Origin of the sequence: Aeromonas sp. 1805, assembly GCF_013085525.1 — a bacterium.
Taxonomy (GTDB): Bacteria; Pseudomonadota; Gammaproteobacteria; order Enterobacterales; family Aeromonadaceae; genus Aeromonas; species Aeromonas hydrophila.
In genome coordinates this window covers 1190612-1217500 of the sequence record NZ_CP038515.1, presented here as the reverse complement: position 1 = coordinate 1217500, position 26889 = coordinate 1190612, and the positions used below count along the sequence as shown (strand labels likewise).

The 26889-nt window shown below is 63.8% G+C and carries 24 protein-coding genes, 1 tRNA gene and 2 rRNA genes (1 of these 27 running past the window's edge); 14 read left to right on the top strand and 13 right to left on the bottom strand.

The genetic code is table 11. The annotated features are described in order from the left end of the window. The 3 genes from E5E96_RS05820 to E5E96_RS05810 all read left to right on the top strand — a co-directional run. Positions 1–989: ribosomal RNA gene (locus E5E96_RS05820) — 23S ribosomal RNA — on the top strand (it extends 1901 nt beyond the left edge of the window). A 122-nt stretch (positions 990–1111) separates the two neighbouring features. Next, a 5S ribosomal RNA gene (gene rrf / locus E5E96_RS05815) occupies positions 1112–1226 on the top strand. A gap of 98 nt (positions 1227–1324) precedes the next feature. Beyond that, a tRNA-Asp gene (locus tag E5E96_RS05810) sits at positions 1325–1401 on the top strand. A gap of 92 nt (positions 1402–1493) precedes the next feature. Here the strand turns inward: E5E96_RS05810 and E5E96_RS05805 are convergent. Then, positions 1494–1826, bottom strand: coding sequence for a cupin domain-containing protein (locus tag E5E96_RS05805; protein WP_011707692.1), 333 nt, complete (start codon positions 1824–1826; stop codon positions 1494–1496). A 226-nt stretch (positions 1827–2052) separates the two neighbouring features. On the opposite strand from E5E96_RS05805, the gene E5E96_RS05800 reads away from it, so the two are divergent. From E5E96_RS05800 to E5E96_RS05780, 5 genes are all read left to right on the top strand, one after another. Next, the gene (locus E5E96_RS05800) at positions 2053–3411 is read left to right on the top strand and encodes an NCS2 family permease (protein WP_016352259.1); all 1359 of its coding nucleotides are present in this window, start codon (positions 2053–2055) and stop codon (positions 3409–3411) included. Between the two features lie 231 nt (positions 3412–3642). After that, a complete protein-coding gene (dhaK, locus tag E5E96_RS05795) occupies positions 3643–4713 on the top strand; it encodes a dihydroxyacetone kinase subunit DhaK (RefSeq protein ID WP_045525822.1) in 1071 nt (356 codons plus the stop codon). A 15-nt stretch (positions 4714–4728) separates the two neighbouring features. Further along, entirely contained in the window at positions 4729–5358 is a 630-nt protein-coding gene (dhaL, locus tag E5E96_RS05790; RefSeq protein WP_016352257.1) for a dihydroxyacetone kinase subunit DhaL, read from the top strand. Between the two features lies 1 nt (position 5359). Beyond that, positions 5360–6076: a dihydroxyacetone kinase phosphoryl donor subunit DhaM gene (gene dhaM / locus E5E96_RS05785; RefSeq protein WP_171281726.1), complete on the top strand. Its 717-nt coding sequence runs from the start codon at positions 5360–5362 to the stop codon at positions 6074–6076. A gap of 138 nt (positions 6077–6214) precedes the next feature. After that, positions 6215–7297, top strand: coding sequence for a glycerol dehydrogenase (locus tag E5E96_RS05780; protein ID WP_171281725.1), 1083 nt, complete (start codon positions 6215–6217; stop codon positions 7295–7297). A gap of 95 nt (positions 7298–7392) precedes the next feature. On the opposite strand, the gene dhaR is transcribed toward E5E96_RS05780, so the two are convergent. Then, complete coding sequence (gene dhaR / locus E5E96_RS05775; protein ID WP_171281724.1) at positions 7393–9303, bottom strand: dihydroxyacetone kinase operon transcriptional regulator DhaR; 1911 nt, start codon at positions 9301–9303, stop codon at positions 7393–7395. A 67-nt stretch (positions 9304–9370) separates the two neighbouring features. After that, positions 9371–10264 (bottom strand): LysR family transcriptional regulator, encoded by an 894-nt coding sequence (locus tag E5E96_RS05770; RefSeq protein WP_171281723.1) that lies wholly within the window; start codon positions 10262–10264, stop codon positions 9371–9373. Positions 10265–10431: 167 nt separating this feature from the next. On the opposite strand from E5E96_RS05770, the gene E5E96_RS05765 reads away from it, so the two are divergent. Continuing rightward, the gene (locus tag E5E96_RS05765; RefSeq protein ID WP_171281722.1) at positions 10432–11550 is read left to right on the top strand and encodes an agmatine/peptidylarginine deiminase; all 1119 of its coding nucleotides are present in this window, start codon (positions 10432–10434) and stop codon (positions 11548–11550) included. Positions 11551–11614: 64 nt separating this feature from the next. On the opposite strand, the gene E5E96_RS05760 is transcribed toward E5E96_RS05765, so the two are convergent. From E5E96_RS05760 to E5E96_RS05750, 3 genes are all read right to left on the bottom strand, one after another. Beyond that, on the bottom strand, positions 11615–12319 hold the full coding sequence (locus E5E96_RS05760) for an SDR family oxidoreductase (protein WP_171281721.1): 705 nt from the start codon (positions 12317–12319) through the stop codon (positions 11615–11617). A gap of 195 nt (positions 12320–12514) precedes the next feature. Continuing rightward, entirely contained in the window at positions 12515–13612 is a 1098-nt protein-coding gene (ydiK, locus tag E5E96_RS05755) for an AI-2E family transporter YdiK (RefSeq protein ID WP_171281720.1), read from the bottom strand. Beyond that, positions 13609–14988: a phosphatase PAP2 family protein gene (locus tag E5E96_RS05750; RefSeq protein ID WP_171281719.1), complete on the bottom strand. Its 1380-nt coding sequence runs from the start codon at positions 14986–14988 to the stop codon at positions 13609–13611. The genes ydiK and E5E96_RS05750 overlap by 4 nt, the downstream gene beginning before the upstream one ends. A 197-nt stretch (positions 14989–15185) precedes the next feature. On the opposite strand from E5E96_RS05750, the gene E5E96_RS05745 reads away from it, so the two are divergent. Further along, positions 15186–15566, top strand: coding sequence for a hypothetical protein (locus E5E96_RS05745; protein ID WP_162498739.1), 381 nt, complete (start codon positions 15186–15188; stop codon positions 15564–15566). 54 nt (positions 15567–15620) lie between these two features. On the opposite strand, the gene E5E96_RS05740 is transcribed toward E5E96_RS05745, so the two are convergent. Together E5E96_RS05740 and E5E96_RS05735 are read right to left on the bottom strand one after the other, a co-directional pair. Continuing rightward, positions 15621–16394 carry an ABC transporter substrate-binding protein gene (locus E5E96_RS05740; protein ID WP_011707679.1) on the bottom strand — a complete coding sequence of 258 codons (774 nt, stop codon included), beginning with the start codon at positions 16392–16394 and terminating at the stop codon, positions 15621–15623. Positions 16395–16552: 158 nt separating this feature from the next. Beyond that, positions 16553–17791 carry a hypothetical protein gene (locus tag E5E96_RS05735; RefSeq protein WP_171281718.1) on the bottom strand — a complete coding sequence of 413 codons (1239 nt, stop codon included), beginning with the start codon at positions 17789–17791 and terminating at the stop codon, positions 16553–16555. A 215-nt stretch (positions 17792–18006) separates the two neighbouring features. Between E5E96_RS05735 and E5E96_RS05730 the strand changes: the two genes are divergently transcribed. Continuing rightward, entirely contained in the window at positions 18007–18333 is a 327-nt protein-coding gene (locus tag E5E96_RS05730) for a YnjH family protein (protein ID WP_171281717.1), read from the top strand. Positions 18334–18804: 471 nt separating this feature from the next. Here the strand turns inward: E5E96_RS05730 and E5E96_RS05725 are convergent, their stop codons facing one another. Further along, on the bottom strand, positions 18805–20253 hold the full coding sequence (locus E5E96_RS05725) for a catalase (protein WP_171281716.1): 1449 nt from the start codon (positions 20251–20253) through the stop codon (positions 18805–18807). Positions 20254–20416: 163 nt separating this feature from the next. On the opposite strand from E5E96_RS05725, the gene E5E96_RS05720 reads away from it, so the two are divergent. Together E5E96_RS05720 and E5E96_RS05715 are read left to right on the top strand one after the other, a co-directional pair. Continuing rightward, positions 20417–20902, top strand: coding sequence for a GNAT family N-acetyltransferase (locus tag E5E96_RS05720; protein WP_166464751.1), 486 nt, complete (start codon positions 20417–20419; stop codon positions 20900–20902). Beyond that, complete coding sequence (locus tag E5E96_RS05715) at positions 20899–21756, top strand: GyrI-like domain-containing protein (RefSeq protein ID WP_044800995.1); 858 nt, start codon at positions 20899–20901, stop codon at positions 21754–21756. The genes E5E96_RS05720 and E5E96_RS05715 overlap by 4 nt, the downstream gene beginning before the upstream one ends. Positions 21757–21957: 201 nt before the next feature. Here the strand turns inward: E5E96_RS05715 and E5E96_RS05710 are convergent, their stop codons facing one another. Together E5E96_RS05710 and E5E96_RS05705 are read right to left on the bottom strand one after the other, a co-directional pair. Continuing rightward, positions 21958–22857 carry a DMT family transporter gene (locus E5E96_RS05710; RefSeq protein ID WP_171281715.1) on the bottom strand — a complete coding sequence of 300 codons (900 nt, stop codon included), beginning with the start codon at positions 22855–22857 and terminating at the stop codon, positions 21958–21960. Positions 22858–23005: 148 nt separating this feature from the next. Further along, entirely contained in the window at positions 23006–23446 is a 441-nt protein-coding gene (locus E5E96_RS05705) for a DUF2214 family protein (protein ID WP_011707672.1), read from the bottom strand. 109 nt (positions 23447–23555) lie between these two features. Between E5E96_RS05705 and E5E96_RS05700 the strand changes: the two genes are divergently transcribed. Continuing rightward, entirely contained in the window at positions 23556–25166 is a 1611-nt protein-coding gene (locus tag E5E96_RS05700; RefSeq protein ID WP_171281714.1) for a sensor domain-containing diguanylate cyclase, read from the top strand. A gap of 15 nt (positions 25167–25181) precedes the next feature. Here the strand turns inward: E5E96_RS05700 and E5E96_RS05695 are convergent, their stop codons facing one another. Continuing rightward, positions 25182–25841, bottom strand: coding sequence for an HAD family phosphatase (locus E5E96_RS05695; protein WP_039215951.1), 660 nt, complete (start codon positions 25839–25841; stop codon positions 25182–25184). Positions 25842–25880: 39 nt separating this feature from the next. Next, positions 25881–26888, bottom strand: a complete 1008-nt coding sequence (locus E5E96_RS05690; protein WP_171281713.1) for an ABC transporter ATP-binding protein — start codon at positions 26886–26888, stop codon at positions 25881–25883. Position 26889: the final 1 nt, after the last annotated feature.

Below are 26889 nucleotides of genomic sequence, written 5' to 3'. Positions count from 1 at the left end.
TAACGGTCCTAAGGTAGCGAAATTCCTTGTCGGGTAAGTTCCGACCTGCACGAATGGTGTAACCATGGCCATGCTGTCTCCACCCGAGACTCAGTGAAATCGAATTCGCCGTGAAGATGCGGTGTACCCGCGGCTAGACGGAAAGACCCCGTGAACCTTTACTACAGCTTGGCACTGAACATTGAACCTACATGTGTAGGATAGGTGGGAGGCTTTGAAGGCGTGACGCCAGTTGCGCTGGAGCCGTCCTTGAAATACCACCCTTGTATGTTTGATGTTCTAACGCAGGCCCGTGAATCCGGGTCGCGGACAGTGCCTGGTGGGTAGTTTGACTGGGGCGGTCTCCTCCCAAAGAGTAACGGAGGAGCACGAAGGTTGGCTAATCCTGGTCGGACATCAGGAGGTTAGTGCAATGGCATAAGCCAGCTTAACTGCGAGACGGACAGGTCGAGCAGGTACGAAAGTAGGTCATAGTGATCCGGTGGTTCTGAATGGAAGGGCCATCGCTCAACGGATAAAAGGTACTCCGGGGATAACAGGCTGATACCGCCCAAGAGTTCATATCGACGGCGGTGTTTGGCACCTCGATGTCGGCTCATCACATCCTGGGGCTGAAGTCGGTCCCAAGGGTATGGCTGTTCGCCATTTAAAGTGGTACGCGAGCTGGGTTCAGAACGTCGTGAGACAGTTCGGTCCCTATCTGCCGTGGGCGTTGGATGATTGAAGGGAGTTGCTCCTAGTACGAGAGGACCGGAGTGAACGAACCTCTGGTGTTCGGGTTGTCACGCCAGTGGCACTGCCCGGTAGCTAAGTTCGGAATCGATAACCGCTGAAAGCATCTAAGCGGGAAGCGAGCCCTGAGATGAGTCATCCCTGACCCCTTGAGGGTCCTAAAGGGCCGTTGGAGACCACAACGTTGATAGGTGGGGTGTGTAAGCGCGGCGACGTGTTGAGCTAACCCATACTAATTACCCGTGAGGCTTAACCATACAACACCCAAGAAGTGTTTCTGGCCTTGTAGCGAATGAGTGAACTACTAATTCAGTGATAGCGACCACCTCACCAGGTGACAGTTGTTATTCACGTCAGCTTTCTTAGATTGAAGAATTTGCCTGGCGGCCATAGCGCCGTGGAACCACCTGAACCCATGCCGAACTCAGAAGTGAAACGCGGTAGCGCCGATGGTAGTGTGGCATTCGCCATGCGAGAGTAGGACACTGCCAGGCACCCAATCAAACAGTGATGTGAAGAATCACATTACTGGCTGCGAGGATGACACCTCAATGAAGCGGCAGACAATTTAGCAAAAAGCTAACCAGACAGCGGAGCGGTAGTTCAGTCGGTTAGAATACCGGCCTGTCACGCCGGGGGTCGCGGGTTCGAGTCCCGTCCGCTCCGCCACTACTTAAGAAGCCCAGTCTAACGACTGGGCTTTTTTTCGTTTCCGACACCGTACTCATTTCCCCGAATTTCCTCTTTTGTCCTCATACGACTCAGTAAAACACGCAGAGCCAGACGGTGGTCATGTCGGGATGGGTCCATTCCACCCGGTGTTTCTGGCGGGCAGGAATATTGATGTGATCGCCAGGGCCCAGTTGTACCAGCTGCTGTTGCTGGGTTTGTGGGTCGATGAACAGCAGGCTGGCTTCCCCCTGTACTACCAGGATCCACTCATGCTCATCCTGATCGTACCACTCTCCCGGGGCGGTGTGATGACCGCGGGAGAGGATGCGTTCGATCCGCAGGTGGTTGGTGCTGACCAGATCCTGAAAGAGTTCGGTAGGCAGTGGCGAGGGAATATCGTTCAGCAGATTGCGCGTGTGCATGGGTATCTCCCGTCTGGCAGTGCGAGTGGTTCTCTGCAGTATAGGAGCGAGCCTGGTGGGTAAAGGTGAGATCCGTGACAGGCAGGCAAGCAGATCCGTGTCCGAACGAGAACGATTACGACCATTTTGATGAAAAAGTCAGGGAATTCGCTGCAATTCCGACAAATTCTTGCTATTTTGCGCGCCACGAAAGCAAACGATTTCCTTCACACTTTCAGGACAAGTTATGGCAAAGCAAGATATGGCCGCCCAATCAGGGAACGGCGGCTTTTTGGACTCTTATTTTTCCATTTCTGCGCGCGGCAGCAGCGTGCGCCAGGAGTTGCTGGCCGGGTTGACCACCTTCCTGGCCATGGTTTACAGCATCATAGTGGTGCCGAACATGCTGGGCGCCGCCGGTTTTGAACAGGGGCCGGTGTTTGTCGCCACCTGCTTGATCGCCGCCTTCGGCTCTCTGCTGATGGGTCTGTGGGCCAAGCTGCCGATGGCCATCGGTTGCGCCATCTCCCTCACCGCCTTTACCGCCTTCAGCCTGGTGCTGGGGCAGGGGTTGAGCATCCCGGTGGCGCTGGGCGCCATCTTCCTGATGGGTGTTCTGTTCACCCTGATCAGCGTCACTGGCGTGCGCCAGTGGATACTGGACAACCTGCCCTCCGGCATCGCCCACGGCACCGGCATCGGTATCGGTCTGTTCCTGCTGCTGATCGCCACCAACGGCGTCGGCATGGTGATCAAGAACGAAGGGGCCGGTCTGCCGGTGCAGCTGGGTGAGGTCACCGCCTTCCCGGTCATCATGACGGTGTTGGGTCTGGCTGCCATCTTCGGTCTGGAGCGTCGCAAGGTGCCGGGCGGCATCCTGATGGTGATCATCGCCATCTCCATTCTCGGCCTTGTGTTCGATCCGAAAGTGACCTGGCAGGGCTTCTTCGCCATGCCGAGCCTGACTGGCGAGAAAGGCTCCCTTGTGGGCAGCATGGATCTGTTGGGCGCCCTCAACCCGGTGGTCATCCCCACCGTACTGGCACTGGTAATGACCGCGGTGTTTGATGCCACCGGCACCATCCGTGCCGTGGCCGGTCAGGCGGGCCTCATCAACGAGCGTGGCCACATCATCAGCGGCGGCAAGGCGCTGACTGCCGACTCCGTCAGCAGCATGGTGGCGGGCGCCGTCGGTGGTGCACCGGCTGCCGTCTACATCGAATCCGCCGCCGGGACCGCCGCCGGTGGCAAGACCGGTCTGACCGCCGCCCTGGTCGGCGTGCTGTTCTTGCTGATGATCTTCCTCTCGCCGCTGAGCTATCTGGTACCGGCCTACGCCACCGCGCCTGCGCTGATGTACGTCGGTCTGCTGATGCTGGGCAACGTCACCAAACTGGATTTCAACGACTCGGTCGATGCGCTCTCCGGCATGCTGTGCGCCGTCTTTATCGTGCTCACCTGCAACATCGTTACCGGCATCATGCTGGGCTTCGTGGCGCTGGTCGTCGGTCGCTTGTTTGCCGCCGAGTGGAAGAAGCTCAACATCGGCACCGTGATCATCGCCGTGGCACTGGTGATCTTCTATGCCGGTGGTTGGGCCATCTAAGACTCCCGGTTTACGTGAAGGGCTCCTGCGGGGGCCCTTTTTGTTGGCTGTGAGACGGCTAACAGTTTTCCTTATATTGGCTCGGCACTGTTTCAGATTGAAACGCCGACCACCCTTCTGCTGTTTCAAATCCGAACCAAACTCCCGGTTATTTTTATCCTGATTTCTGTCGTTAGACTGGCTCCATCAACCATCTGCCTACCCGTGTGGTGGCAAGCCAAGGAGTGAGCCATGAAGAAACTGATCAATGCCGTCGATGCCGTGGTCCGTGAACAATTGATGGGGATGGCGGCCGCCCACCCCGAGCTCAAGGTCCGTATCGAGCCACACTACATCACCCGTGCCGACTCCCCCGTGATGGGCAAGGTGGCGCTGGTCTCCGGCGGTGGTAGCGGCCACGAGCCGATGCACGGCGGTCTGGTGGGCAAGGGGATGCTGGATGGCGCCTGCCCCGGCGAGATCTTTACCTCGCCGACCCCGGATCAGATGTATGAGTGCGGCCAGGCGGTCGATGGTGGCGCCGGCGTGCTGTTTCTGGTGAAGAACTACACCGGCGACGTGCTCAACTTCGAGACCGCAGTCGAGCTGCTGCACGGGGACGGGGTCAAGGTAGGTTTTGCCCTCATCGATGACGATGTGGCGGTCAAAGACAGCCTCTATACCGCCGGCCGTCGTGGTGTCGCCACGACCGTGCTGTGCGAGAAGCTGGTCGGTGCTGCCGCCGAGGCGGGCTACGATCTGGCGCGCTGCGAGGCGCTGGCCCGCCGCATCAACAACCAGAGCCGTACCATAGGCGTCGCTACCCACGCCTGTACCGTGCCGGCTGCCGGCAAGCCCTCCTTCACCCTGGCGGACAACGAGATGGAGTTTGGCGTGGGCATCCATGGCGAGCCGGGCATAGCACGCCGTCCCTTCACCAATCTCGACACCCTGGTGGGTGACATGTTCAATGAACTGGCGGACAACACTCCCTATGGCCGAACCCTGCGTCACTGGGACAGAGCCTCCGGCAGCTGGCAGGAGGAGCACACCTTCATCGAGCCGTTCAACAAGGGCGATCGCGTCATCGCACTGGTCAACAGCCTGGGCGGTACCCCCATCTCCGAGCTCTACGGCGTCTATGGTCGTCTCGCCACCCTGTGCGAAGAGGCGGGCATCCATCTGGTGCGCAACCTGATCGGCCCCTACTGCACCTCCCTCGACATGACCGGCATCTCCATCACCCTGCTCAAGGTGGATGACGAGCTGATGACCCTGTGGGATGCCCCCGTTCACACCCCGGCCTTGCGTCGTGGCTGCTAAGGAGCCTTCATTCCCATGCTAAGCAAACATCAGATCGTCAACTGGCTGCTCGACTGCGAGCATATCTTCACCGAGCAGCGTGACTACCTCACGGCGCTGGATACCGACATCGGCGACGGCGACCACGGCCTCAACATGCAGCGCGGCTTTACCAAGGTGGCCGAGAAGCTGCCGGCGGTGGCGGACAAAGACATCGGTCAGGTGCTGAAAACCACCGGCATGACCCTGCTTTCCTCGGTCGGTGGCGCCAGCGGCCCGCTCTACGGCACCTTCTTCATCCGGGCCGCGGCCAGCAGCGATGCCTGCCAGAGCCTGACCCTCGGCCAGCTCGGCAAGATGCTGAGCGACGGGGTGGAGGGGATCGTCTCGCGCGGTCGCGCCGAGCCGGGTGACAAGACCATGTGCGACGCCTGGTGGCCAGCTCTCGCCGCCCTGCAGCAGGCAGAGCAGCAAGGCTTGCCGCTGCCCGAGGCGCTGGACAAGGCGGTGGCTGCCGCTGCCGCCGGCACCGAGGCCACCATCCAGATGCAGGCCCGCAAGGGGCGCGCCAGCTATCTTGGCGAGCGCAGCATCGGCCATCAGGATGCCGGGGCCACCTCGACCCTGCTGCTGCTGACCGCCCTGCGTGACAGAGCGAGGTTGTGACATGATCGGAATCGTAGTGGTCTCTCACAGCGTCATGCTGGCAGCCGGCTTGAAAGCGCTGGCCGACCAGCTGGGCAGCCCGGCGAAACTGTTGCTGGCGGCCGGGGTCGATGACCCCGACCACCCCATCGGCACCGACGCCATCGCCGTGATGAGTGCGATTGAAGAAGCGGACGACGGCAGCGGCGTGCTGGTGCTGATGGATCTGGGCAGCGCCCTGCTCAGCGCCGAGACCGCCCTCGAGCTGTTGCCGCCGGAGCTGAGTGCCCGGGTGCGGCTCTGCCCGGCCCCACTGGTCGAGGGCACCCTGGCCGCCGTGGTGGCGGCCGGATCTGGCCTGACGCTGGACGAGGTGGCCGCCGAGGCGCTCGGTGCGCTGGGCCCGAAACAGGCGATGCTGCCGGGCAAGGTGGAGCCGCAGGTTGTCGAGGGCACTCCTGCCCCTGACGACGGCTGGCTGCGCTGCGAGGTGGTGGTGGACAATCCCCACGGCCTGCACGTGCGCCCCGCTGCCCGCCTGGTGGCGGCACTCAAGCCTTTCACCGCCGAACTCAGGCTGCAGAAAGAGGATAAAGAGGCCAACCCCCGCAGCCTGACCCGGCTCACCATGCTCAACGTGCGCCAGGGTGACCGGCTCACCCTGCTGGCGCGCGGGGAGGATGCCGAGGCCGCCTTGGCCTGCTTCCAGCAGCTGGCTGCGGAGCGCTTCGGCGACTGACGCCACTGTTTCAAGGCGCTGCACCCGCTTGCTGAGCCGGTGCAGCCCCATTCAAGACGAAGGAGTCCCCGGCACTGCCGCCCCTTCGCCCCTGTTAGTTTCAAAAGATGTCTTATGAACTAGAGAGAGGGATAAAATATGGACCGCATCATCATCAGCCCCAGCAAATATGTGCAAGGCAACGGGGCCCTCGCCAACATCGGCAACTACGTCAAGGCGCTCGGCGCCAAGCCACTCATTCTGGCCGACGCCTTCGTCACCAAGCTGGTTGGCGATACCGTGGCCACCAGCTTCCACGGGGCTGGCATCCAGCCCGAGTTCGACTGCTTCAACGGCGAGTGCTCCCGCCCCGAAATAGACCGCCTGCTGGCGCGCTGCAAGCAGACCCCGTTTGACGTCATCATCGGCATCGGCGGCGGCAAGACGCTGGATACCGCCAAGTCGGTTGCCTTCTACCAGCAGGTGCCGGTGGTCATAGTACCGACCATCGCCTCCACCGATGCCCCCACCAGTGCGCTGGCGGTCATCTACACCCCGGAAGGGCAGTTCAGCGAGTACCTGATGATCCCGACCAACCCCAACATGGTCGTCATGGATACCGGCGTGGTCGCCCGCGCCCCGGTGCGGCTCTTGGTCTCCGGCATGGGGGATGCGCTCTCCACCTACTTCGAGGCGCGTGCCAACAAGGTGTCCGGTTGCAAGACCATGGCCGGTGGTGCTTCCACCCTGGCGGCCCAGGCCATCGCCGAGCTCTGCTACAAGACCCTGCTGGCCGATGGCTACAAGGCCAAGCTGGCGGTGGAGCAGGGGCTCTGCACCAAGGCGGTGGAGAATATCATCGAGGCCAACACCTATCTGAGCGGTATCGGCTTCGAGAGCAGCGGTCTGGCCGCCGCCCACGCCGTTCACAACGGCCTGACCCAGCTGGCCGAGTGTCACCACCTCTATCACGGTGAGAAAGTGGCGTTCGGTACCCTGGTGCAGCTGGTGCTGGAGAACGCGCCGATGGCGGAGATCGAAACCGTGCTGGGTTTCTGCCGCTCGATCGGCCTGCCCACCAACCTGCATATGATGGGGGTCAAGGAGCTGGACATGGCGCGCCTGATGGACGTGGCCAAGGCCTCCACCGCGGAAGGGGAGACCATCCACAACATGCCGTTCAAGGTCACCGCCGAGGACGTGCTGGCGGCCATCGTCACCGCCCACCAGCTGGGGCTGTAACCGCGCCACGGCTGATCTGGCTATATAAAAACGGCCCCGCATCTGCGGGGCCTTTTCGTTTTCAGCGGGCCTGTTGGCGACAGCTCGGGCCGGCGTCAGCCGTGATAGTCGGCGGGATCGATCTCGAGCAGTTTCAGCCGTCGCCAGAGGGTGGTGCGGCCGATCCCCAGTTGCTGGGCCATCTGGCTCACCTGCCCCTTGCAGGCGTGGGCGCAGCGCAGGATGGCTTGCCGCTCCAGCTCGGCCAGGGTGAGCAGCGGTTGTCCCACCACCTCGTCCTCCACCAGCTGATGGCCGTGGCGAATGGCGGCCGGCAGCGCCTCGGGCGGGATCTGCGATTGGCTGGAGTGGAGCAGGGCATGCTCGATGGCACTGCGCAGCTCCCCCAGGTTGCCGGGCCAGGGGTAGGCGAGCAGGCAGTCGAGGGCCGCCGGGCTGAACTGGCGCCCCGGCTCGCGTCCCTGCGCCCCGAGCTGTTGGCTGATGAGGCCGGGCAGATCGGCAGTGCGCTCGCGCAGGCTCGGCAGCCACAGTTCGCACGCCTGCAACGCATAGAGCAGCTGACGGCCGAAGTGCCCCTCCTGCACCTTCTGCTCCAGCGCGGCGCTGCTGGTAGCGATGATCCTTACCTTGAGCGGCAGGATGCGGGCCGAGTCGAAGCGCTGGAGGCGGCCGGTCTTGAGCAGTTGCAGCAGCGCCGCCTGCATGGGAGGGGAGAGGCACTCCACCTGCTCCAGCACCAGGGTGCCGCCGTGGGCCAGTTCGAACTTGCCGGCCCGCTCCTGTCCCGCTTCGTCAGAGCCCATCAGCTCCAGCGCCATCCGCTCGCTCGGCAGCGCCTGGCAGTTGAGGGTGACGAGCGGGCCGGCGGCCTGCTCGCTGCCGAAGTGGATCGCCTCCGCCAACTGGGCCTTGCCCACCTCCTCCTCGCCGCGCAGCAGGATGGGGCCCGGGCTTTGGGCCGCCTGCCTGGCGTAACGCAGCAGCTTGCGCATGGCGCTCGACTCGCCCACCAGCGCCGAGAGTTCGGGCACCGTCTGGCGCAGCTGATGGATGGCCCGCAGCCGATCGACTGGGTGCAGCAGCACGATAAAGCTGACGCCGTCCGGTCCGGGCAACGGCTTGAGGCTCACCAGCGCACTGATGAACTCCGCCTCCTGCCCGCCCACCCGCTCCAGGGTTACCTCCACATGGCTCAGGGTGGTCTGCCCCTTGATGGCAAGCTGCAAGCGCTGGGGCAGCAGCAGGTGCTGTTCCAGCGGCTGGCCGAGGCAGAGATCCGGGTCGAGCCGCAGTCGCCTGGCCGCCAGGGCGTTGAGGTAGCGCAGCCTACCCTGCGGGTCCCAGGCCAGCACGCCATCATCCATGCCGTCGAGCAGGGCGTAGAGCTCGCTCAGGTGGTGCTGGGACTCCTGCATCAGGGTCTCCATCTGCAGCAGGTGGGCCAGCTCGCGCCCGGCGCTGACGGTGAGCGCCAGATCGCCGGCGCTCGCCTCCTCCACCTTGCAGGTCAGCGCCATGATGGCGACCTGACGGCCGTTGCTGTTGTAGACCGGGCTGGCGCAGCAGTGCCAGGGGTGGAGGGTCTGGTTGAAGTGCTGGGTACCGCTGACGCAGAGCGGCATCCCCTCCAGCGCAGCCAGATTGATGGCATTGGTGCCGATGCGCCCCTCGCTGAAGAAGGCGCCGAGGCCGAAGCCGAGTGTTTCCAGCTCCGCCAGCGTCTCGGGATGGCCGGTGCGCGCCAGCAGGCAGCCGCTCTCGTCGGTGAGCAGCAGGGCGCAGGGACGCCCCTCCATGAATTCGTAGAGATCCTCGAGCGCCATCTCGCCGGTGGTGAGCAGGTCGCGCTTGCGCTGGCGCAGGCTCTGCAGGGTCTGGCCCTTGGCGCTGTGGGGCGGATGCCAGAGGGTGGCGCTGGTCTGGTGGGCGCAGCGCAGCCAGGAGGCTTGCAGATAGTCAGGCCAGGCCCGGGCTGGCGGCATGGAGGCGGACAGGATGGTCACGACAAGATCCGGCAAAGAGACGAACGCCCATTTAACCACCCTTGCCGGCCCGATTCAGTGACCTGCCTCAGAGGGATGGCAAACCATCCTCGGCGGGAGCCGGGTCGGCAAACTGCAACTCAAGCCAGCGACAGAAGGCGCGGCACTCCGGCATGGTCTCGCTCTCCTGATGCACCAGCAGATGCCATTGCGGCCCCTTGACCCTGTGGGTAGAGAGCGGCAACAGCTGCCCCTGCTGACGAGCGGGACGGGAGAGCCGCTCGCTCACCAGGGCGATGCCGAGCCCCTGACAGGCGGCGTCCAGCAAGAGGCCGGGATCGGAGAAGTTGAGCCCCCGGGTCTGCAACTGCAGATCCTCTCCGCCCTTGAGGGTCCAGTGGTGCCAGTCCAGCTCCCGCTCCCCGTGCAGGGTGGTGCGCTCTGTCGCAGGTAGCGCCAGCACGGCGGGGGCCGCCACCGGCAGCAGGCGGTCTGCCAGCAGCAGCTGGTGGCGGCACTCGGCCTGGGGGGCCAGCTCCCAGCGCAGGGCGAGATCGATGGTCTGCTCGGCCATGTCGGGCTCTTCGTCGCTGGTGAACAGCCAGAGATCGACCTCGGGATGGGCGCGATGAAAGGCCCCCAGCCGCGGCAGCAGCCAGTGGCGGGCGAGGGCGGTGCTGGTGTTGAGGACCAGCTGGTTGGGCTTGCGGTACTGCTCCAGCCGCTGGATCCCCATCGCCAGCTGCAGCAGCACGCTCTGGGTGGTCTCCAGCAGATCCTGCCCCGCATCGGTGAGGGTGACCGAGCGCCCCTGCCGGTGAAACAGCGGCTGGCCGAGCAGCTCCTCCAGCGAGCGGATCTGCTGGCTGATGGCGGACTGGGTCAGGTGCAGCGCCTGCGCCGCCTGATGAAAACTGCCGAGTCGGGCCGCCGCCTCAAAGCCCCGCAGCACGTTGAGCGGGGGCCACTGCTTGAACACCATTGATTAGCTCCACTTATCACTTTTACGGAAAATCGATCGTTTGTTCGCCATCCATGCAGCGGATAGTCTATTACTCAGCGTGATTCGATTAACAGCGCTTGTTTTTGATCCCCCTTTTGTTGGGCCAGGACGCTCAGGTTCGAGCCCGTTTTCACAGGAGTCATCTCATGTCATCCCGTCGCCATGTTCTGAAACAGCTGGCAGCCCTCGGCGCCTTGGTCGGGCTGGGTACGCTGCCAAGGGCCAAGGCCGCCGCAACTGTCGCCAGCCCGGCAGACGCCCGCTTCTACATGCCGGAAGAGTCGACGTTTCAGACCCGGGTCTGGGTGGCGTTTGCCGCCAGCGAGGCCATCTGGGGCAGCGACTATCCGGCGGTGCAGACCACCATAGGTCGGCTGGTGCAGGCCATAGTGCCCTATACCCAGGTGAATGTGCTCTGCCGCGAAACCGAACAGGCGCTGGCCCGTCAGCTCTGCGGCGAGCAGAACACCCGCTTTGTCGTCGCCGAGCTGGACGACATCTGGCTGCGGGATACCGGTGGCGTCTTCGTCCAGAGCGGCGAAGGGGAGCTGGGGCTGGTGGATTTCAACTTCAACGGCTGGGGTGACAAGCAGGAGCACGAACAGGATGCCGGCGTCGCCGAGCTGGTCAGCCAGCAGGCCAAAGTCCGTTATCTGCAGAGCAAGCTGACCGGCGAGGGGGGGGGCATCGAGGTGGATGGCAACGGTACCGCCATCCTGACCGAGAGCTGCTGGCTCAACAGCAACCGCAATCCGGGGGTGAGCAAGACGCAACTGGAGGCGGAGCTGAAGGCCAATCTGGGGCTGCGCAAAATCATCTGGCTGCCCGGCATCAAGGGCAAGGACATCACAGATGCCCACGTCGATTTCTACGCCCGTTTCGTGCGCCCCGGGGTGGTGGTGGTCAATCTGGACAACGACCCCCAGTCTCACGACTACGAGGTGACCCGCCGGCATCTGGCCATCCTCAAGCAGGCCACCGATGCGGACGGCAACAAGCTGGAGCTGCATGTGCTGCCGCCACCGCTGGACGGGCGGGACAACCGTTTCAGCCGTAGCCGGGATTTTGCCGCCGGCTACATCAACTATCTGCCGATCAATGGCGCGGTGATCGCCCCCGAGTTTGGCGACAAGGCCGCCGATAGCTACTGCCACGAGCTGCTGACCCGCCTCTACCCGGGTCGCGAAATCGTGCAGATCAATATCGATCCGGTCGCCGCCGGTGGCGGCGGCATTCACTGCATCACCCTGCACCAGCCGGCCTGAGCCTCTTTTGCCAATGAGCTGACAGGGGCGCATCGGCGCCCCTGTCATTGCCCTCAAATAGTCCTCAGATGCCTGTCATGCCGATCTCGTCCAACTGCACATGGGCGGGTTGACGCAGGGTGTAGAGCACGGCCTCGGCCAGATCCTCAACCTGCAACCAACCGGGTTTTCGCTCATCAGGACAGGTTGGTGGCGGCACCTGGACCAGGCCGGGACAGAGGGTGTGAACCCGAATACCCTGATGCTGGACTTCTTCCCGCAGCGCCTTGGCAAAGCCCAATACGGCAAATTTGGCGGCGCAGTAGACGCTGGCCCTCGCATAGCCGTGCTTGGCGGCCTGGGAGGCGATGTTGATGATGGTGCCGTGGCGCCGCGACAGCATGTCCGGCAGGCAAGCCTGGGTCAGCAGGAAGCTGCCCTTGGCGCAGGTGTCCATCACCCTGTCCCACTCGGATTCCGGCAGGTCCTGCACCAGATAATCGCTGCCGACCCCGCTGTTGTTGACGAGCAGATCGATGGGGCCGAGCAGTGCGCTGGCCCGGACATGCTGGGTACGTACCTGGGGACCGTCGCAGACATCCAGCACCAAAGGGAGGACTCTTACCCCGTATCGCGCAGAGAGGCGGGCTGCCTCTTGTTCCAGCAGGTCGTGGCGACGGGAGGCCAGCACCAGTTCCACCCCTTCCCGCGCCAGCGCCTCGGCGATGGCCAGTCCAATCCCGCTTGCGCCGCCACTGATCAGGGCGCGGGTTGCTCTCAATTCGTTCATCTGTTGTTCCTCCTGAATGATGGCGCCATTGTGGTGGGCGGCAGCGAGAGGGAACAGGGGGGAAAAGGGCTAGCTCGAACCTTGGTTCGAGTTTGGCTCAAAACGTTCGAACTTTGGTTCTATGCCGGAATCGGGCATCCCCCTTGGTTCTTGCCTCTAAAACAACAACGCCGCCCTCTCGGGCGGCGTTTGGCCTTATGGCAATGCCTTGTCATGAGGTGGGGTGGCCACCTTGTCGCCGGCCGGGTGGTCATCCTCCTTGATCCAGGCATCCAGCAGGGTGTAGCCCACCGCCAGCACCACGGGGCCGATAAACAGGCCGATGATCCCCATCGCCAGCAAGCCACCGATAACCCCCACCAGAATGAGGATGAGCGGCAGGTCGGCGCCGCGCTTGATCAGGAAGGGGCGCAGGAAGTTGTCCATGGTGCCCGCCAGCAGCGACCAGACCAGCAGGAAGGTGCCCCAGGTGGTGTCGCCGCTCCAGTAGAGGTAGCCGACACAGGCCAGCAGTACCGGGAAGGGGCCGATCTGGGCGACGATCAGCAGGAACATCACCACCACCAGGATCATGGTGTAGGGGATGCCGGCAATCAGCAGACCCAGCCCTGCCACCGAGGATTGCACCAGTGCGGTCACCACGACCCCCATGGCCACGGCGCGGATCGCCTGTGAAGCGAGCACGGTGGCGTTGTCGCCGCGCTCGCCGGCTAGCCGGTGGGCGAAGCGGCGAATGCCGGTCGCCACCACTTCACCCGAGTGGTAGAGCAGGCCGCAGATGCCGACGGTCAGCAGGAAGTGGACGAACAGCAGCCCCAGGTTGCCAGCCTGGGAGGCGAGCCAGCGGGCGGTCTGGCCAAAATAAGGGGCCAGCTTGGCGAACAGCACCTGACCACCGCTCGCGAGGATCTGCTGCCAGAAGTCGTAGAGCTTGCCGCCTACCAGCGGTATTTGCTGCAGCCAGAGCAGCTCGGGAGGCGGGGAGTGGCTGATGGTGGTGCCGAGCTCAATCAGCATAGGGGCCTTCTCCGCCACGTTGGCCAGCGCCATGAAGAGCGGGATGACGAACATCAGCAGCAGTACCAGGGTCATGCTGAGGGCCGCCAGGGCGCGTTTGCCCCACAGCAGGCGCTGCACCATCAGCATCAGCGGCCAGGTGGCGATGGTGATCATAGTGGCCCACACCAGGGCGGGCAGGAAGGGGCGCAGCACCATGAAGCAGGAGACGATGAGGAGGCTGAGGAACAGCACTCCCAGGGTTATCTTGGCCAAATCCACTTTTTTCATATTCATAGCAATCCCTTGTCAGGGCCTGGGCCCTTGGGTAGCGGGTCATTATTCACGAGTGAGAGTATCCACCAGAGGCCGGCGCTCAACCAGAGCCCCAGGCAACAATAAAGCAGCCACTGGCCGAGCAGAATAAGCCAGGAGCTGGTCAGCCAGAGCGGCAGTGTCCACCAGAGCGCCCCCAGCGGCAGGCCGCCGAGCAGCGCCAGCTGCGGGGTACGCCAGCCGGTCTGCGTTGTGCGCGGCAGCGGCAACAGCATGCCGAGGGTCAGCCCCAGACTGAAGGTGGCCAGGCCCGCCAGCGCCGAGGATTGGCTCCACCCGGCGGCCAGTGTGCAGGCGAGGGTGAGCCCGGCCCAGCTCCACTGCTTGGCCGCCAGGTTGGCGAGGCGGGGATGCAGAGCCAGCAGCAAGGCGCCAAGCAGCAGGCCTGCCGCCACATCCGACAGGAAGTGAACCCCGAGCCAGACCCGGGCCAGCCCGGTCAGGGTGGCCAGCAGCAGGGCCAGGGCGGTGCTGCGCCAGGGGGTGGCGGGCCAGCACCCTCTGAGCAATACGCCCCAGAACAGCAGCGCCGAGGCTGCGTGGCCGCTCGGCATGCCGAAGCCCTGGGCGCTGCCTTGTGCCAGCGTGGGATCGAGGTGGAAGGGTCTGGGCCAGCCAATCCCCTCCTTGGCCACCTGCACCAGCAGGGTGAGGGTCAGCATGGCCAGCAGCAGTTGGCGCACCCGGGGCCAGCCCAGCCAGGGCAGCAGCAAGGGTAGCAGGGCAAGCTGAAAGGCGGCTGAACCGAACAGGTTGCTGACCTCGAGCCAGCGCACCTGGGCACCGAGCCAGGTTTGCAACTGGTGGATCAGCGGCACTTCCATTCGGTGCAGTGCATTGCCCTCGCCACGAAAATCGGGCAGCCACAGCACGGGGCTGTCGGGAATGGTGGCCAGTTGGGGGGCCAGCCAGTCGAGCTGCGCCGGAAAGCGGCGCTGATCATCCGGCAACCGGGCCGGAGCGATCAGCCTGGCATTGAGGATCTCGCCGCCCAGATTGGGGGCCCGCAGCAGGGAGACAAAGCCAGAACCGGTCTGTGCGCGAATGGGTTCCAGAGTCTGGCAGGCGAACAGCAGAGCGCGCTGCCATGACCCCAGCTCGGCGATGACCCGGCCCCGCAGGCCGGTCTCTTCGTACAGCTCCCGCAGCGCCGCCTGCTGCGGCGTCTCGCCCGCATCTATGTAGCCGCCGGTCAGGCTGTAGCGGGACGAGACCCTGTCTTGTACCAGCAACAGCTGTTGTTGATGTTTGACGACGCAGACGGCGGCGCCTGGCGCGGCCAGGGCGGGCAATCCCGCCAGCAGGAGACAGAGCAGCAAAAAACAGTAGCGCGACATGACCGCCTGACGAGTGAGGGAGAATGGGCACAAGCGTCACAGAAATCAGATAGTTGGGCAATGGTTTCCGGTCTGGCTTCGCGACTTGGGGCGGCCTGACGAGGGGCCGGCTGGCTGCGCAAGGATTGCCGTGGGGAGAGGCAGTCCCTAGTATTGGCAGCTATGTTATTTTCATGCAGCAAACCTTGGGACCTTCCATGAAACAGTTTGGCTTTTTTCTGGGTATCGCCATCGGCGTCATCCTGATCCTGTTCGGCAGCATCGTCATCTTCCAGGCCCTGCCTGCCGCGCTGGACGTGCTGGAGATGCCGAGCCGCATCCCCTTCGTGCGCGAGGTTTACACCTGGCTGATGACCAGCGCCAGCGGCCTGACCGGCCAGCTGGAGCAGAACTTCCTGGAGGCGTTCCAGACCGTGCTCAAGCTGATCCTGCTCATCACCTTCATGTGGGTCTGCGTCAAGCTGGTCAACATGGGGGTCTTGATCATCCGCGCCGGGGTAGACCTGATTCGCACCGCGATCGAGCACAGCGAAAGTGCCGAGACCAAGAAGTCCGATCACGACCACCACTTCCAGTGAACGGCTTGCACCATGAAACAGGCCACCTTCGGGTGGCCTGTTTGTATCTTGGGTTTATTCGATCGTGGGCAGGTGATCCGCCGGCGGTGACTGCACCACATCCTGATAGCGGGCGATCAGTCGCTTGAAGGCCTCCCCCTGTCTGACCTTGTCGAGCGCCTGCTGCAGGCGGGCGACCTGCTGCTTGTCCGCCGCCGGATTGAAGGCGAAGCAGTTGTCCTGATCCGCCAGGGTGGCGACGGTGACGAAGGTATCGGACGAAAAGCCGAGCTGCCTTGCCTGGTGGAACAGCATGACTTCGTTGCCGGCCACCAGATCGGTGCGGGCCATGATGAGCTGGCGCACCACCTGATCCATGCGCTCCACCGACATCAGGTTGGCGGGGCTGATGCCCCGGTTGAGCAGCAGCTGCTCCCCCACATCCGCCTGCATGACCCCGATCTGCAACTTGGTCAGATCGGCCTTGCCGGTCACCTTGGGGGCATCCCGCTTGCGCCCTACCAGCGAGACCCGCGAGTGGCTGATGGGGCAGACCCAGAGAAAGTGGGGATCCCGCGCCTGGGTGTGGGCTGTGGTGAACAGCACCGCATCCGGCTGCTGGGTCAGCAGGTACCAGGCCTTGGCCCAGGGCATGAAGTGGATGGGCTGCTCCGGCTCGCCCATCTCCTGCCACATCAGCCTCAGCAGCTCCACCGCCAGGCCGGTGCTGTTGCCCTGTTCATCCTGGCCGTTGAACGGCATGTTCTGCTCGGAGTAATAGGTGAACGCCGAGGCGGGCAGGGCTGTGCCAAGACAGCAGCAGATCATCAGGCTGAGCAGACGCGACATGGCAGCACTCCTTGCAACAAATCGTCTTTCCAGTTTAGGGGGCTATGTCGAGAAGTTCATGATTTCCCGCGCCCGGTAGCGTGGGCGGTGAGGGGTTGTGGTGGGGAGCGAGGGGGTGGAAAACAGCCAGGCCATCTTGCGATGGCCTGGTGAGGGGCTTACTTGAGCAGGGCTTCCATCTCGGCTTCGGCAGCGGCGCGCGCGGCCTCGGCCTTGGCAGCCGCATCCGCCGCCGTTGTTGCGGTAGCGGTGTGGCTGCTGGCCGCTTGCTTGACTGGTTCGGTTACGGCCTTGGTGGAAACGGTGGCAGTGGCGCTGCTGACCGCCTGCTTGGCCGGCTCGGCCACGGCCTTGGTGGCCTGCTGCTGCACGGTGGCAGTGGCGCTGCTGACCGCCTGCTTGGCCGGTTCGGTCACGGCCTTGGTGGCCTGCTGCTGCACGGTGGCAGTGGCGTTGCTGCCCGCCTGCTTGGCAGGCTCGGTCACGGCCTTGGTGGCTTGCTGCTGCACGGTGGCAGTGGCGCTGCTGACCGCCTGTTTGGCCGGTTCGGTCACGGCCTTGGTGGCCTGCTGCTGCACGGTGGCGGTGGTGCTGCTGGCCGCCTGCTTGGCGGGTTCGGTCACGGCCTTGGTGGCCTGCTGCTGCACGGTGGCAGTGGCGCTGCTGACTGCCTGCTTGGCGGGCTCGGTCACGGCCTTGCTGGCCTGCTGCTGCACGGTAGCAGTGGCACTGCTGGCTGCCTTGCCGGCCTGTTGCTGGGCCGAGGTAGCGGCGCCGTTCACGACCTGCTTGGTGGTGTCAGCCATGGTCTTGCTGGCGCCCTGCTGCAGGGAACCCAGCACGCTGCCAAATACCGAGTTGGTGGTGGCGGCGCCGGTCAGGCTCTTGGTCGCCGAGCCGGTCAGACTGTTGGTGGCGCCGGTGAGCGCGCTGGTCGCCGGATTGCCCTGCGTCTGCCAGTTCTGCATCTCGGTTGGCCAGCTCGGGGCGCCGGCCGCCAGGTTCTCGCCAAAGACCTGGGGCGTACCGTCCCCCTTGAGCAGCATGACGGACATCTGGTTGGTCTGTGAGTTCCACACCATGCCGGCCTGCTTGGCGACGTCCGGCACGGGGGCATAGCGGGAGACCACGTAGAACAGTGGCCCCTCCTGCTGCAGCTCGTTGGCGGTCTTGAGCAACTGCATGGTGCTGTCGTAATTGGGGCCGAGGATGCTGGTCATCCGGTCCTTGATCAGCGGCTGTTCAAACAGGTTGGCTTCATTGGGGTCGAAGCCGACCAGGGGTTTGAGCAGGGCCCACATCAGCTGGCTGGTGGGGCTCATCATCAACAGGGGGGCGACGCAGGCGGACAACATCAGGCTCAGGCAGGCCGCCTGGAGCAACGGCATGATACGCATTGGGATAATATCCAAATAACGATTTGATTAATAAGGTTATATTCGTCGAGAACCGACAAATCCACCGGGGTTTTCCTGCACCTGTTTTGACGGGCATGAGCAGGCGCTGGCAGGCTATCATATTGGCTTGGGAATGCCAGCGAGGGCGCTGCTTATTAATCAAGTTTGTGTCGTTTCCGGTCGCCTGAACCTTCTATCGAGCAAGGAGAGACATCATGTATCTGGGCAAGAGGGTAGGTGGCTGGCTGTGGCTGGCGCTGCTGGGCGGTGCGACCGGCACTGGCGTGGCGGCAGAGCCGAAGCGGGCGGAAGTGGGAGCAGAACTGGTGCTGCCACTGGGCTCGCTGCCGGAGCGAGTCTGCTGGTATCAGGATCAGAAGTATTCGCTGGGGGCCAGGATCCAGCAGGGCGACAGCTGGCTGGAGTGCGCCCCGCAAAACGAGCTGGAGAGCAACGGGCCACTGGCCTGGCGCGAGCCGCAAAGGGCGTCGGATGCGGCCGGCAAGGCGACGAAGAGCGGCATCATCAGCGTCGGTCAGTGAGGCTTTTCTTGATCCAGCTAAAGACATGGACGTGACCTCTATCGCATAATGCGGCTCTTTTCCTCTCTTGGCTGGAACCTAAGAAATGGCTCGTCGCTCTTCCAATGCACAACGTCGTCGCAGTAGCTGGTGGTACAAACGCCTGTTGGCAAGGGAGCGGGAAGAGCGCGAAGCGCGTTCCGTCCGGGATTGATACAGCAGTGAAAACGGAGCCTTGGGCTCTGTTTTTTTATTCATCACCGCAGACGATCACTGTGACACTCTGCCCATGCACAGCATGTTTGCCGTAACGGGTGGTACAAACGCCTGTTGGCAAGGGAGCGGGAAGAGCGCGAGGGCGCTGCGTCCGGGATGGGTACCGCAGTGAAAACGGAGCCCTGGGCTCCGTTTTTATCTATCAAATACCGTAATGACGAGAACGGGGGCCAGCAGGCCCCCGTTTTGCTTTTGCAGATGTTGGCTGCCTGCGGCTTAGCGCTGCAGAGCGGCCAGCGCCAGCTCGACCCGCTTGGCGTACTCGGGGTCGGCCTGCTCGAAGTGCTTGAGCTGGGCGGCGACGATGGCGTCATCCTCCACGTTGACGAGGGAACGTGCCAGGTTGGCGGCGAGGCGCGAGCGCTGCCCCTCGTCCATGATCCGGAACAGGTTGCCCGGCTGGCTGTAGTAGTCGCTGTCGTAGTCGCGAAAATCGTAGTGCAGGGCGGCTCCTTCCAGACTCAGTGCCGGCTCGTGCTGCTCGCTCGGCTGCTGGGTGCCGAAGCGGTTCGGCTGGTAGTTGGGGCTGGCGCCGCCGTTGCTGTCGGCCCGCATGGCGCCGTCGCGGTGGGCACCGTGGTGGAACGGGCAGCGCGGGGCGTTGACCGGCAGCAGACCGTGGTTGACGCCGAGGCGATAGCGCTGGGTGTCACCGTAGGAGAACAGCCGTCCCTGCAGCATGCGATCCGGCGAGAAGCCGATGCCGGGCACCACGTTGGCCGGGGTGAAGGCGGCCTGCTCCACGTGGGCGAAATAGTTGTCCGGGGTCTGGTTGAGCTCCAGCACGCCGACCGGGATCAGCGGGTAGTCGCTGTGTGGCCACACCTTGGTGAGGTCGAACGGGTGGATCTGGTAGGTCTGGGCTTCGGCCTGTGGCATCACCTGCACATAGACCTTCCAGCGCGGGAAGTCGCCCCGCTCGATGGCGTTGAACAGATCGGCCTGACTGGTTTCCCGATCCTGGCCGACGGCGGTGGCGGCCTCTTCATCGGTGTAGAAGCTGTGGCCCTGCTCGGTTTTGAAGTGGAATTTGACCCAGAAGCGCTCGTTGGCGTCGTTGATGAAACTGAAGGTGTGGCTGCCGTAGCCGTTCATCTCGCGCAGGCTCTTGGGGATGCCGCGATCGCTGAACAGTATGGTGACCTGATGCAGGGATTCGGGATGGCGTGACCAGAAGTCCCAGGCGGCGGTGGCGCTGCGCAGGTTGGTGCGCGGATCCCGCTTCTGGGTGTGGATGAAGTCGGGGAATTTCAGCGGATCGCGAATGAAGAACACCGGGGTGTTGTTGCCCACCAGGTCCCAGTTGCCCTGCTCGGTGTAGAACTTGAGAGCGAAGCCGCGCACGTCGCGCTCGGCGTCGGCGGCGCCCTTCTCTCCGGCCACGGTGGAGAAGCGCAGGAACACCGGGGTCTGCTTGCCGACGGCATTGAACAGGTCGGCCTTGCTGAAGGCGCTGATGTCATGGGTCACGGTAAAGGTGCCGTAGGCGCCCGAGCCTTTAGCGTGAACCACCCGCTCCGGGATCCGTTCCCGATCGAAGTGAGCCAACTTTTCCATCAACCAGATGTCTTGCATCAGCACCGGGCCGCGGGGGCCGGCGGTGAGGCTGTTGTTGTTGTCGACAACGGGGGCGCCATTGGCACTGTGCAGGGTCTTGTCGTTCATGGTGCTTCTCCTTGTTGGTGAGCCTTGAGTCTATAACAAGGAAAAACCAGGGAACCAATGGGCCCTCCCTCGCCCTTTGATAGGCATCACAAATGGGTGGGTCTGGGGGGATGACCGGACCCTTCTGATGCTGCATGATGAGGTTTTCGAGAAGGAGCCTCAGATGCAGATCACCATTCGTCACGCCGAACCGGCCGATGCCCCCGCCTTGCGGGATCTCTATGCCATGCCCAACGCCCAGGCGGGCACCCTGCAACTGCCCTATCCGACCCTGGGCGTCTGGCAGAAGCGGCTGGAGAGCGGCAGCGTGGTGGCGCTGGTGGCCGAAGTCGACGGCCTGCTGGTGGGCCAGCTCTCGCTGCACATGGAGCCCAACCCCAGGCGCAAGCACGTGGCCTGTATCGGCATGGGGGTGCGGGACGACTGGGCCGGCAAGGGAGTGGGCTCTGCCCTGCTGGGGGCCGCGCTGGAGATGGCCGACAACTGGCTCAACCTGCAACGCGTCGAGCTCACCGTCTACACCGACAATCAGGGGGCGCTGGCGCTCTATCGCAAGTTCGGTTTCGTCGAGGAGGGGCGGGCCCGTGGCTACGCTTTCCGCCAAGGTGAGTACGTGGATGCCCTCTACATGGCGAGGATCCGGCCATGATCGACTACCGCCGCCGGCTCATCCCGGTGCTGCGGGCGCTGGAGCAGGATCCGGATCTCTCCATCGAGGCGCTGGCGGAGCGGGCCTGCCTCTCCCTCTACCATTTTCACCGGGTGTTCACCGCCGTGGCGGGCGAGGCGCCGGGAGAGATGTGCCGGCGCTTGCGCATGCAGCGGGCGGCCTGGCAGCTCTGCTACACCGATGCCAGCATCACCGCCATCGCGCTGGGGGCGGGGCTAGGCAGCTCCCAGGCCTTTGCCAAGGCCTTTCGTCGCTACTATGGCTGCACACCGGGCGCGTTTCGCAGTGACAAGAGCAAGAATGGACACCTGGAGAGCAAGGATGGACACGCATGGGATGGCCCGTCCCCTTATGCTGAAGGCCACTCATCAGCAAGGAGCAACACCATGAAAACAGTCGAGATGGACGCCCGCACTTTGGCCTATATCCGGGTCACCGGTCCCTATGGCGAGGGTTATGATGCCGTCTGCGGCCGCCTGCACCAGTGGGCCGCTGCGCGCGGGCTGGAGGGCGGAGAGTGGATCTTTATCTACCACGACAACCCGGAGGTGACACCGCCGGCCCAGTGCCGCACCGACATCGGCATCACTGTGCCGCCCCAGACCCGGGGTGAGGGAGAGGTGGAGATCCAGCTCATCCCGGCCGGCCGTTATGCCCAGTCCCGTTACCTCATCACCGACCGCAACCAGTACGGACCGCGCTGGCAGGAGCATGTGGGTGACATAGTGGCGGCCGGGCTGGAGTTTGGCAGCGGCCCCTGCTTCGAGCTCTACCACAGCGTGAGCAACGACCCCCTGCGCGACGACGTGAGCTTCTGCTCCAGCGTGCGCTAGACGTGCGGCCATAAAACGAGGCGCCCTGGGCGCCTCGTTTTGTTTGGGATGGAGACCGGCCACTTGTGCTGTCGGCTGCAACCGTATCAGGGCTGGCTCGGCACCTTGTCCCGCCGCGATTTCCACCACCAGCGCAGCCGGATCTGGGAGATCAGGCATGTGGGCCAGCATCAGACGACAGGCCGAAGCTGGCTCACTCGGTTAGGATTGGCTCGGCACCTTGTCCCGCCGGGATTTCCACCACCAGCGCAGACGGATCTGGGAAATCAGCATGCCTGCCAGCATCAGGGCGCAGCCCACCATGGCACGTTCGTCGAGGGTTTCCCCCAGCAACAGCACGCCACCGATGGCGGCGAACACCGTCTCCAGGCTGAGGATGATGGCGGCATGGGCCGGATGGGCGCCGCGCTGTCCCACTACCTGCAGGGTGTAGCCTACCCCGACCGACACCAGGCCGGCATAGAGCAGGGCCTGCCAGCCTGCCACCGCGCCGCTCAGACTGGGGGGCTCGATGACCAGCGCGGTGCCCAGGCTGAGCAGGCCGCACACCACGAACTGAACGCCAGCGAGGCGAATGGGGGCGACCCGACTCGAGTAGTGATCCAGCACCAGCAGGTGTACGGCCCAGAACAGTGCGCCCACCACCTGCAGCAGGTCGCCGTAGCCGATGGTGAAGTCCTCGGTGACGCTGAGGTAGTAGAGCCCTGCCATGGCGATGAGGGCGCCAACCCAGGTGTTGGCCCCCGTCTTGTGGCGCAGGGCGAGCCCGATCACCGGCACCAGTATGATGTAGAGACCGGTGATGAAACCCGCCTTGGCTGCCGTGGTGTAGAGCAGCCCCACCTGTTGCAGCGAGGCGGCGCTGAACAGCACGGTACCGGCTATGAGGCCGCCGGTCAGCAGCAGACGCCGATCACCGGGCTGTGCACTGGGTTGCCGGGACTTGAGCCACCACAGTAGCGGCAGCAGGGAGGCGGCCCCCAACAGAAAGCGCAGGCCGTTGAAGGTGTAAGGCCCCATGTGGTCCATCCCGAGTCGCTGGGCCACGAAGCCCAGCCCCCAGATGGCGGCGGCCATCAATAACATCATGTTCGAACGCATAGATTCATCCCTGAAAGACGGACGGGCAGGGCCGTGCCGCAAAGCGCCAGCCTCCAAGATAACCGTGCGCGGGGGGATTTGTCTTTAGCTGTCGATGAGGTTGGCTATGTGGGCGGTTATCCCAAGGGCTTGCCGCAGCTCGTGCGGCTCAACCGTTGGCGATGCCGGCCAGCAGGGGGATGAGGGCGAGCAGCAGCAGGTTGCCGCGCAGGATCCAGATCACCCAGAACTGCTGCTGGATGGAGACCATGGGGGCGCGCCCCTGGCGCAGGGAGCGGCGCCAGCGGTAGAAGAGACGGCTGGGGTAGCCAAAGCTGATGGCCATCACGCAGAACAGCAGCAGCTTGGTGCGGTAGCCCGGATTGGCGAGCAGCACGGACGGCTCGTCGGGGTGGGCAAGCACCTGCAACACCCCGGTGATGAAGATGAGCAGCAGGGCCAGCGCCGCCAGGCCGTCGGCCAGCAGCAGCTTGCGCACCTGCTCGATGGACATGCCGCGACGGAACAGAAAATATTCGGAGGTGATCGCTCCGGTCAGGGTGATCACGGCGCAGTAGTGCAGCGCCATCAACAGATCCGGGTTCAGCATCCTTGTCGATTACCTCTCGTTGAGCAGATGGTCAGCTTCCCTTTGGACGCCATCTCGCGCTGCTGATATTCTGACACTACGCGTTGTCTGGCAATAGCAGGAGTCAGGATTGGATAAACGAGCGGTCTCCAAAAAAACCTGGTCCCTGGTTGCCCGGATGCGTCTGGGCCTGCTTCTGCTGTTCATCCCGGTATTGATGCTGGGGGGTATCTACTACCTGCACATGGAGCGCAGCCTGCAAAACGAGCTGCAGCAGCGCCTGCTCGCCACCAATCACCAGCTGCGGCATGTCTTCATCGAACCCTATCTGCACGAGATGGAACGCCAGTTCACCCTCATCTACGACCAGGTGCAGGTGGCGGACATCAGCGGCCCCCGTCTGCACAACACCGAGACCTATCTGAAGGAGTGGCAGCTCTACAAGGGGGTCATGGCCGATCTGGTCTACATCTACATTGGTACCGCCGAACGCCAGATGCTGATCTACCCCGCCTGGCAGGCAGATGCCAACTTCGATCCCAGGGTTCGCCCCTGGTATCAGCTGGCCAGCCAGCACGTGGGCAAGATGGTCTGGACCGAGCCCTATTACGACTACACCAACGGCAATCTGGTGATCGCCCTGACGCGGGCCCTGACCGACCGGGAAGGCAAGGTACGCGGGGTGTTTGCGATGGATGCCATCCTGGCCCCCTTTTCCGCCCAGCTGAATCGCCAGCTGGGGGATGGCTACCAGATGGTCGTCAACCAGTCCGGCAAGGTGCTGGCACATCCTGACACCGCCCAGCTGCTCAAACCCATGGCCCATCCCGAGTGGCTCTCCCGCTTCAGCCAGGAGGACGGCATCTTTCTGGACAAGGCATCCAGCCAGTTCGTGGCCTACAGCAAGCTGCCCGAGCGCAACTGGGTGCTGATCAGCGTGCAGCCGGCGGCCAGCGTGATGGCGGTGGTGGAGCGGGTCTCCCTCAACGTGCAGCTGATGGTGGCGCTGGCCTGCGTGCTCTACGTGATGCTGGCGCTGGTCTGGTCCCGCTATTTTCGCCGCATGCTCGACGAGATCTCCAGCATGATCCGGGCGAGCCGGATGCAGCCCGATGAGGTGCCGCAGGGGGGGATGCGCGAGCTCAGACACGTCTATGCCGAGTTGGCGGAGGTGAGCAAGGATTATCACGAGGCGCGCCAGCAGGCCAACCTAGACAAGCTGACCGGCCTCTACAACCGTCGTTTCTTCGATGAACGCGTCAATCGTCTGCTGTTCGAGCATCAGCCGTTCTGCTTGGCCATGGTGGACCTGGACGATTTCAAGCGGGTCAACGACACCTTCGGCCATCAGACCGGGGACGTGGTGCTCAAGCGGGTGTCCAAGCTGGGCATGCGACTGCTGGGGGATCACGGCTGGGTCTGCCGCTACGGTGGCGAGGAGCTGGTGGTGCTGCTGGTCAACCCGGACATTCACTTCTGCCAGATGCTGCTGGAGCAGTTCCGCAAGGGGGTGGAGTCACTGGACTGGCGCGAGCCCGAGCTCAGGATCACCTTCAGCGGCGGGCTGGTGGCCAGTCAGGCGGGGATGGATGGCAAGACGCTGCTGGAGATCGCCGATGCCGAGGTGTACCGGGCCAAACGCGACGGCAAGAACCGCATCTATCTGGGCAGGCCGGAGGCGAAGAGGCAGGAGGATGCTCCCCCTGCCGACGATGCACTGCTGAGCAAGGAAGAGGCCTGAGGGCCTCTTCTTCATTCAGGAGGCCAGCTGCCAGTCGAGGGTCGGCCAGGCCTGCTCGATGGCGATCTGGCGCAGACCGGGCGCCGGGTTGACCGCATGGGGGTGGGTCACCGCCTGCAGCAGCGGCAGGTCGTTGTGGGAGTCGCTGTAGCCGTGGCTCTCCTGCCAGGGGTTGGCGCTGGCGGCAAACAGCTGGTTGATGCGGGCCACCTTGCCCTCGCGAAAGCTGAGGGTGCCGCGGGTCTGGCCGGTCAGCATGCCGGCCTCCTCGTCGAGCAGGATGGCCACGCAGTGATCCATCCCCAGCATCTGCGCCATGGGGGCCACCAGATGCTCGCCGGAGGCGGAGATGAGCACCAGTTCGTCGCCGCGCTGGCGGTGCCACTCGATGCGTGCCAACCCCTCCGGATAGATACGATCGCGCAGCACCTGCTCGGCAAAGCGGGCGCAGAGCGAGTCGAGCCACTGGCGCGTCTTGCCCGCCAGCGGTTGCAGGGTGAAGGCCATGTACTGGTGCATGTCCATCTTGCCCTGATGGTAGAGGGACATCATCGCCTGCTCTTCGGCGATCATGCTGGCGGGAGCCAGCTCCTCGGCCACCATGTACGCCAGCCAGAGGCTGGCGGAATCCCCGGCAATCAGGGTCTCGTCCAGATCAAACAGTGCCAGTGCCATGGGCGCTCCTCGCAGTAAAAATGGAAATGAAATGCGGTGTCATGCTACCTCACAGAGCTGATCCCGGGCCACCACCAGGGTCACGGCGCAGCCCACCGGCAGCAGATCACCGGCACAGCGGTTGAGGCAATCCACCGTCAGCAGGCCCGCCGCGCAACTCACCTGATAGCGGATCACGTTGCCGAGCAGTTGCTGTCCGCTGATAACCCCCGGCAGGTGAGGTTCGTCACTGTGAGCGCCGGCCGGCAGCAGGGAGAGAGACTCCGGTCGCAGCGCCAGCTTGCCCTGAAAACGGGGGCCGAACAGGGCGCAGGCCTGCTCGCCATCGAGCAGGTTGTAGTTGCCGATAAAGCTCGCCACGAACTCGCTGGCGGGACGGGTGTAGATCTCCTCCGGCGTGCCGCTCTGGACGATGGATCCCTTGTTCATCAGGAAGATCCGGTCCGACATGGTCAGTGCCTCCTCCTGATCGTGGGTGACGAAGATGGTGGTGAGCTCGAGGCGCTGCTGGATCTCGCGGATCTGCTGGCGCAGGCTGCGGCGGATGCGGGCATCCAGCGCCGAGAGCGGCTCGTCCAGCAGCAGGATCCGCGGCTGCACCACCAACGCCCGGGCCAGCGCGACCCGCTGGCGCTGGCCGCCGGAGAGCTCGGCCGGATAGCGGCGCTCGAAACCGGTCAGCTCCACCAGCTCCAGCGCCTCCTGCACGCTGGCGGCGAGATCCCGTCCCGGCTGGGGCTTCATCTTGAGGCCAAAGGCAACGTTGTCCCGCACCGTCATGTTGGGGAACAGCGCATAGCTCTGGAACACCATGCCGATGCCCCGCTTCTGGGGTTCCTGCCAGGTGATGTCCTCACCGGCCACCCGCACCTGACCGCCATCGACCGGGGTGAGCCCGGCCAGCGCCCGCAGCAGGGTGGACTTGCCGCAGCCGGAGGGGCCGAGCAGGGTCACCAGTTCCCCCTTGCGGATACCGAATTCAATCCCCTCGAATACCTTGGTGTCGCCATAGGATTTGTGCAGTTGATTTACTTCTAGATGGAACATG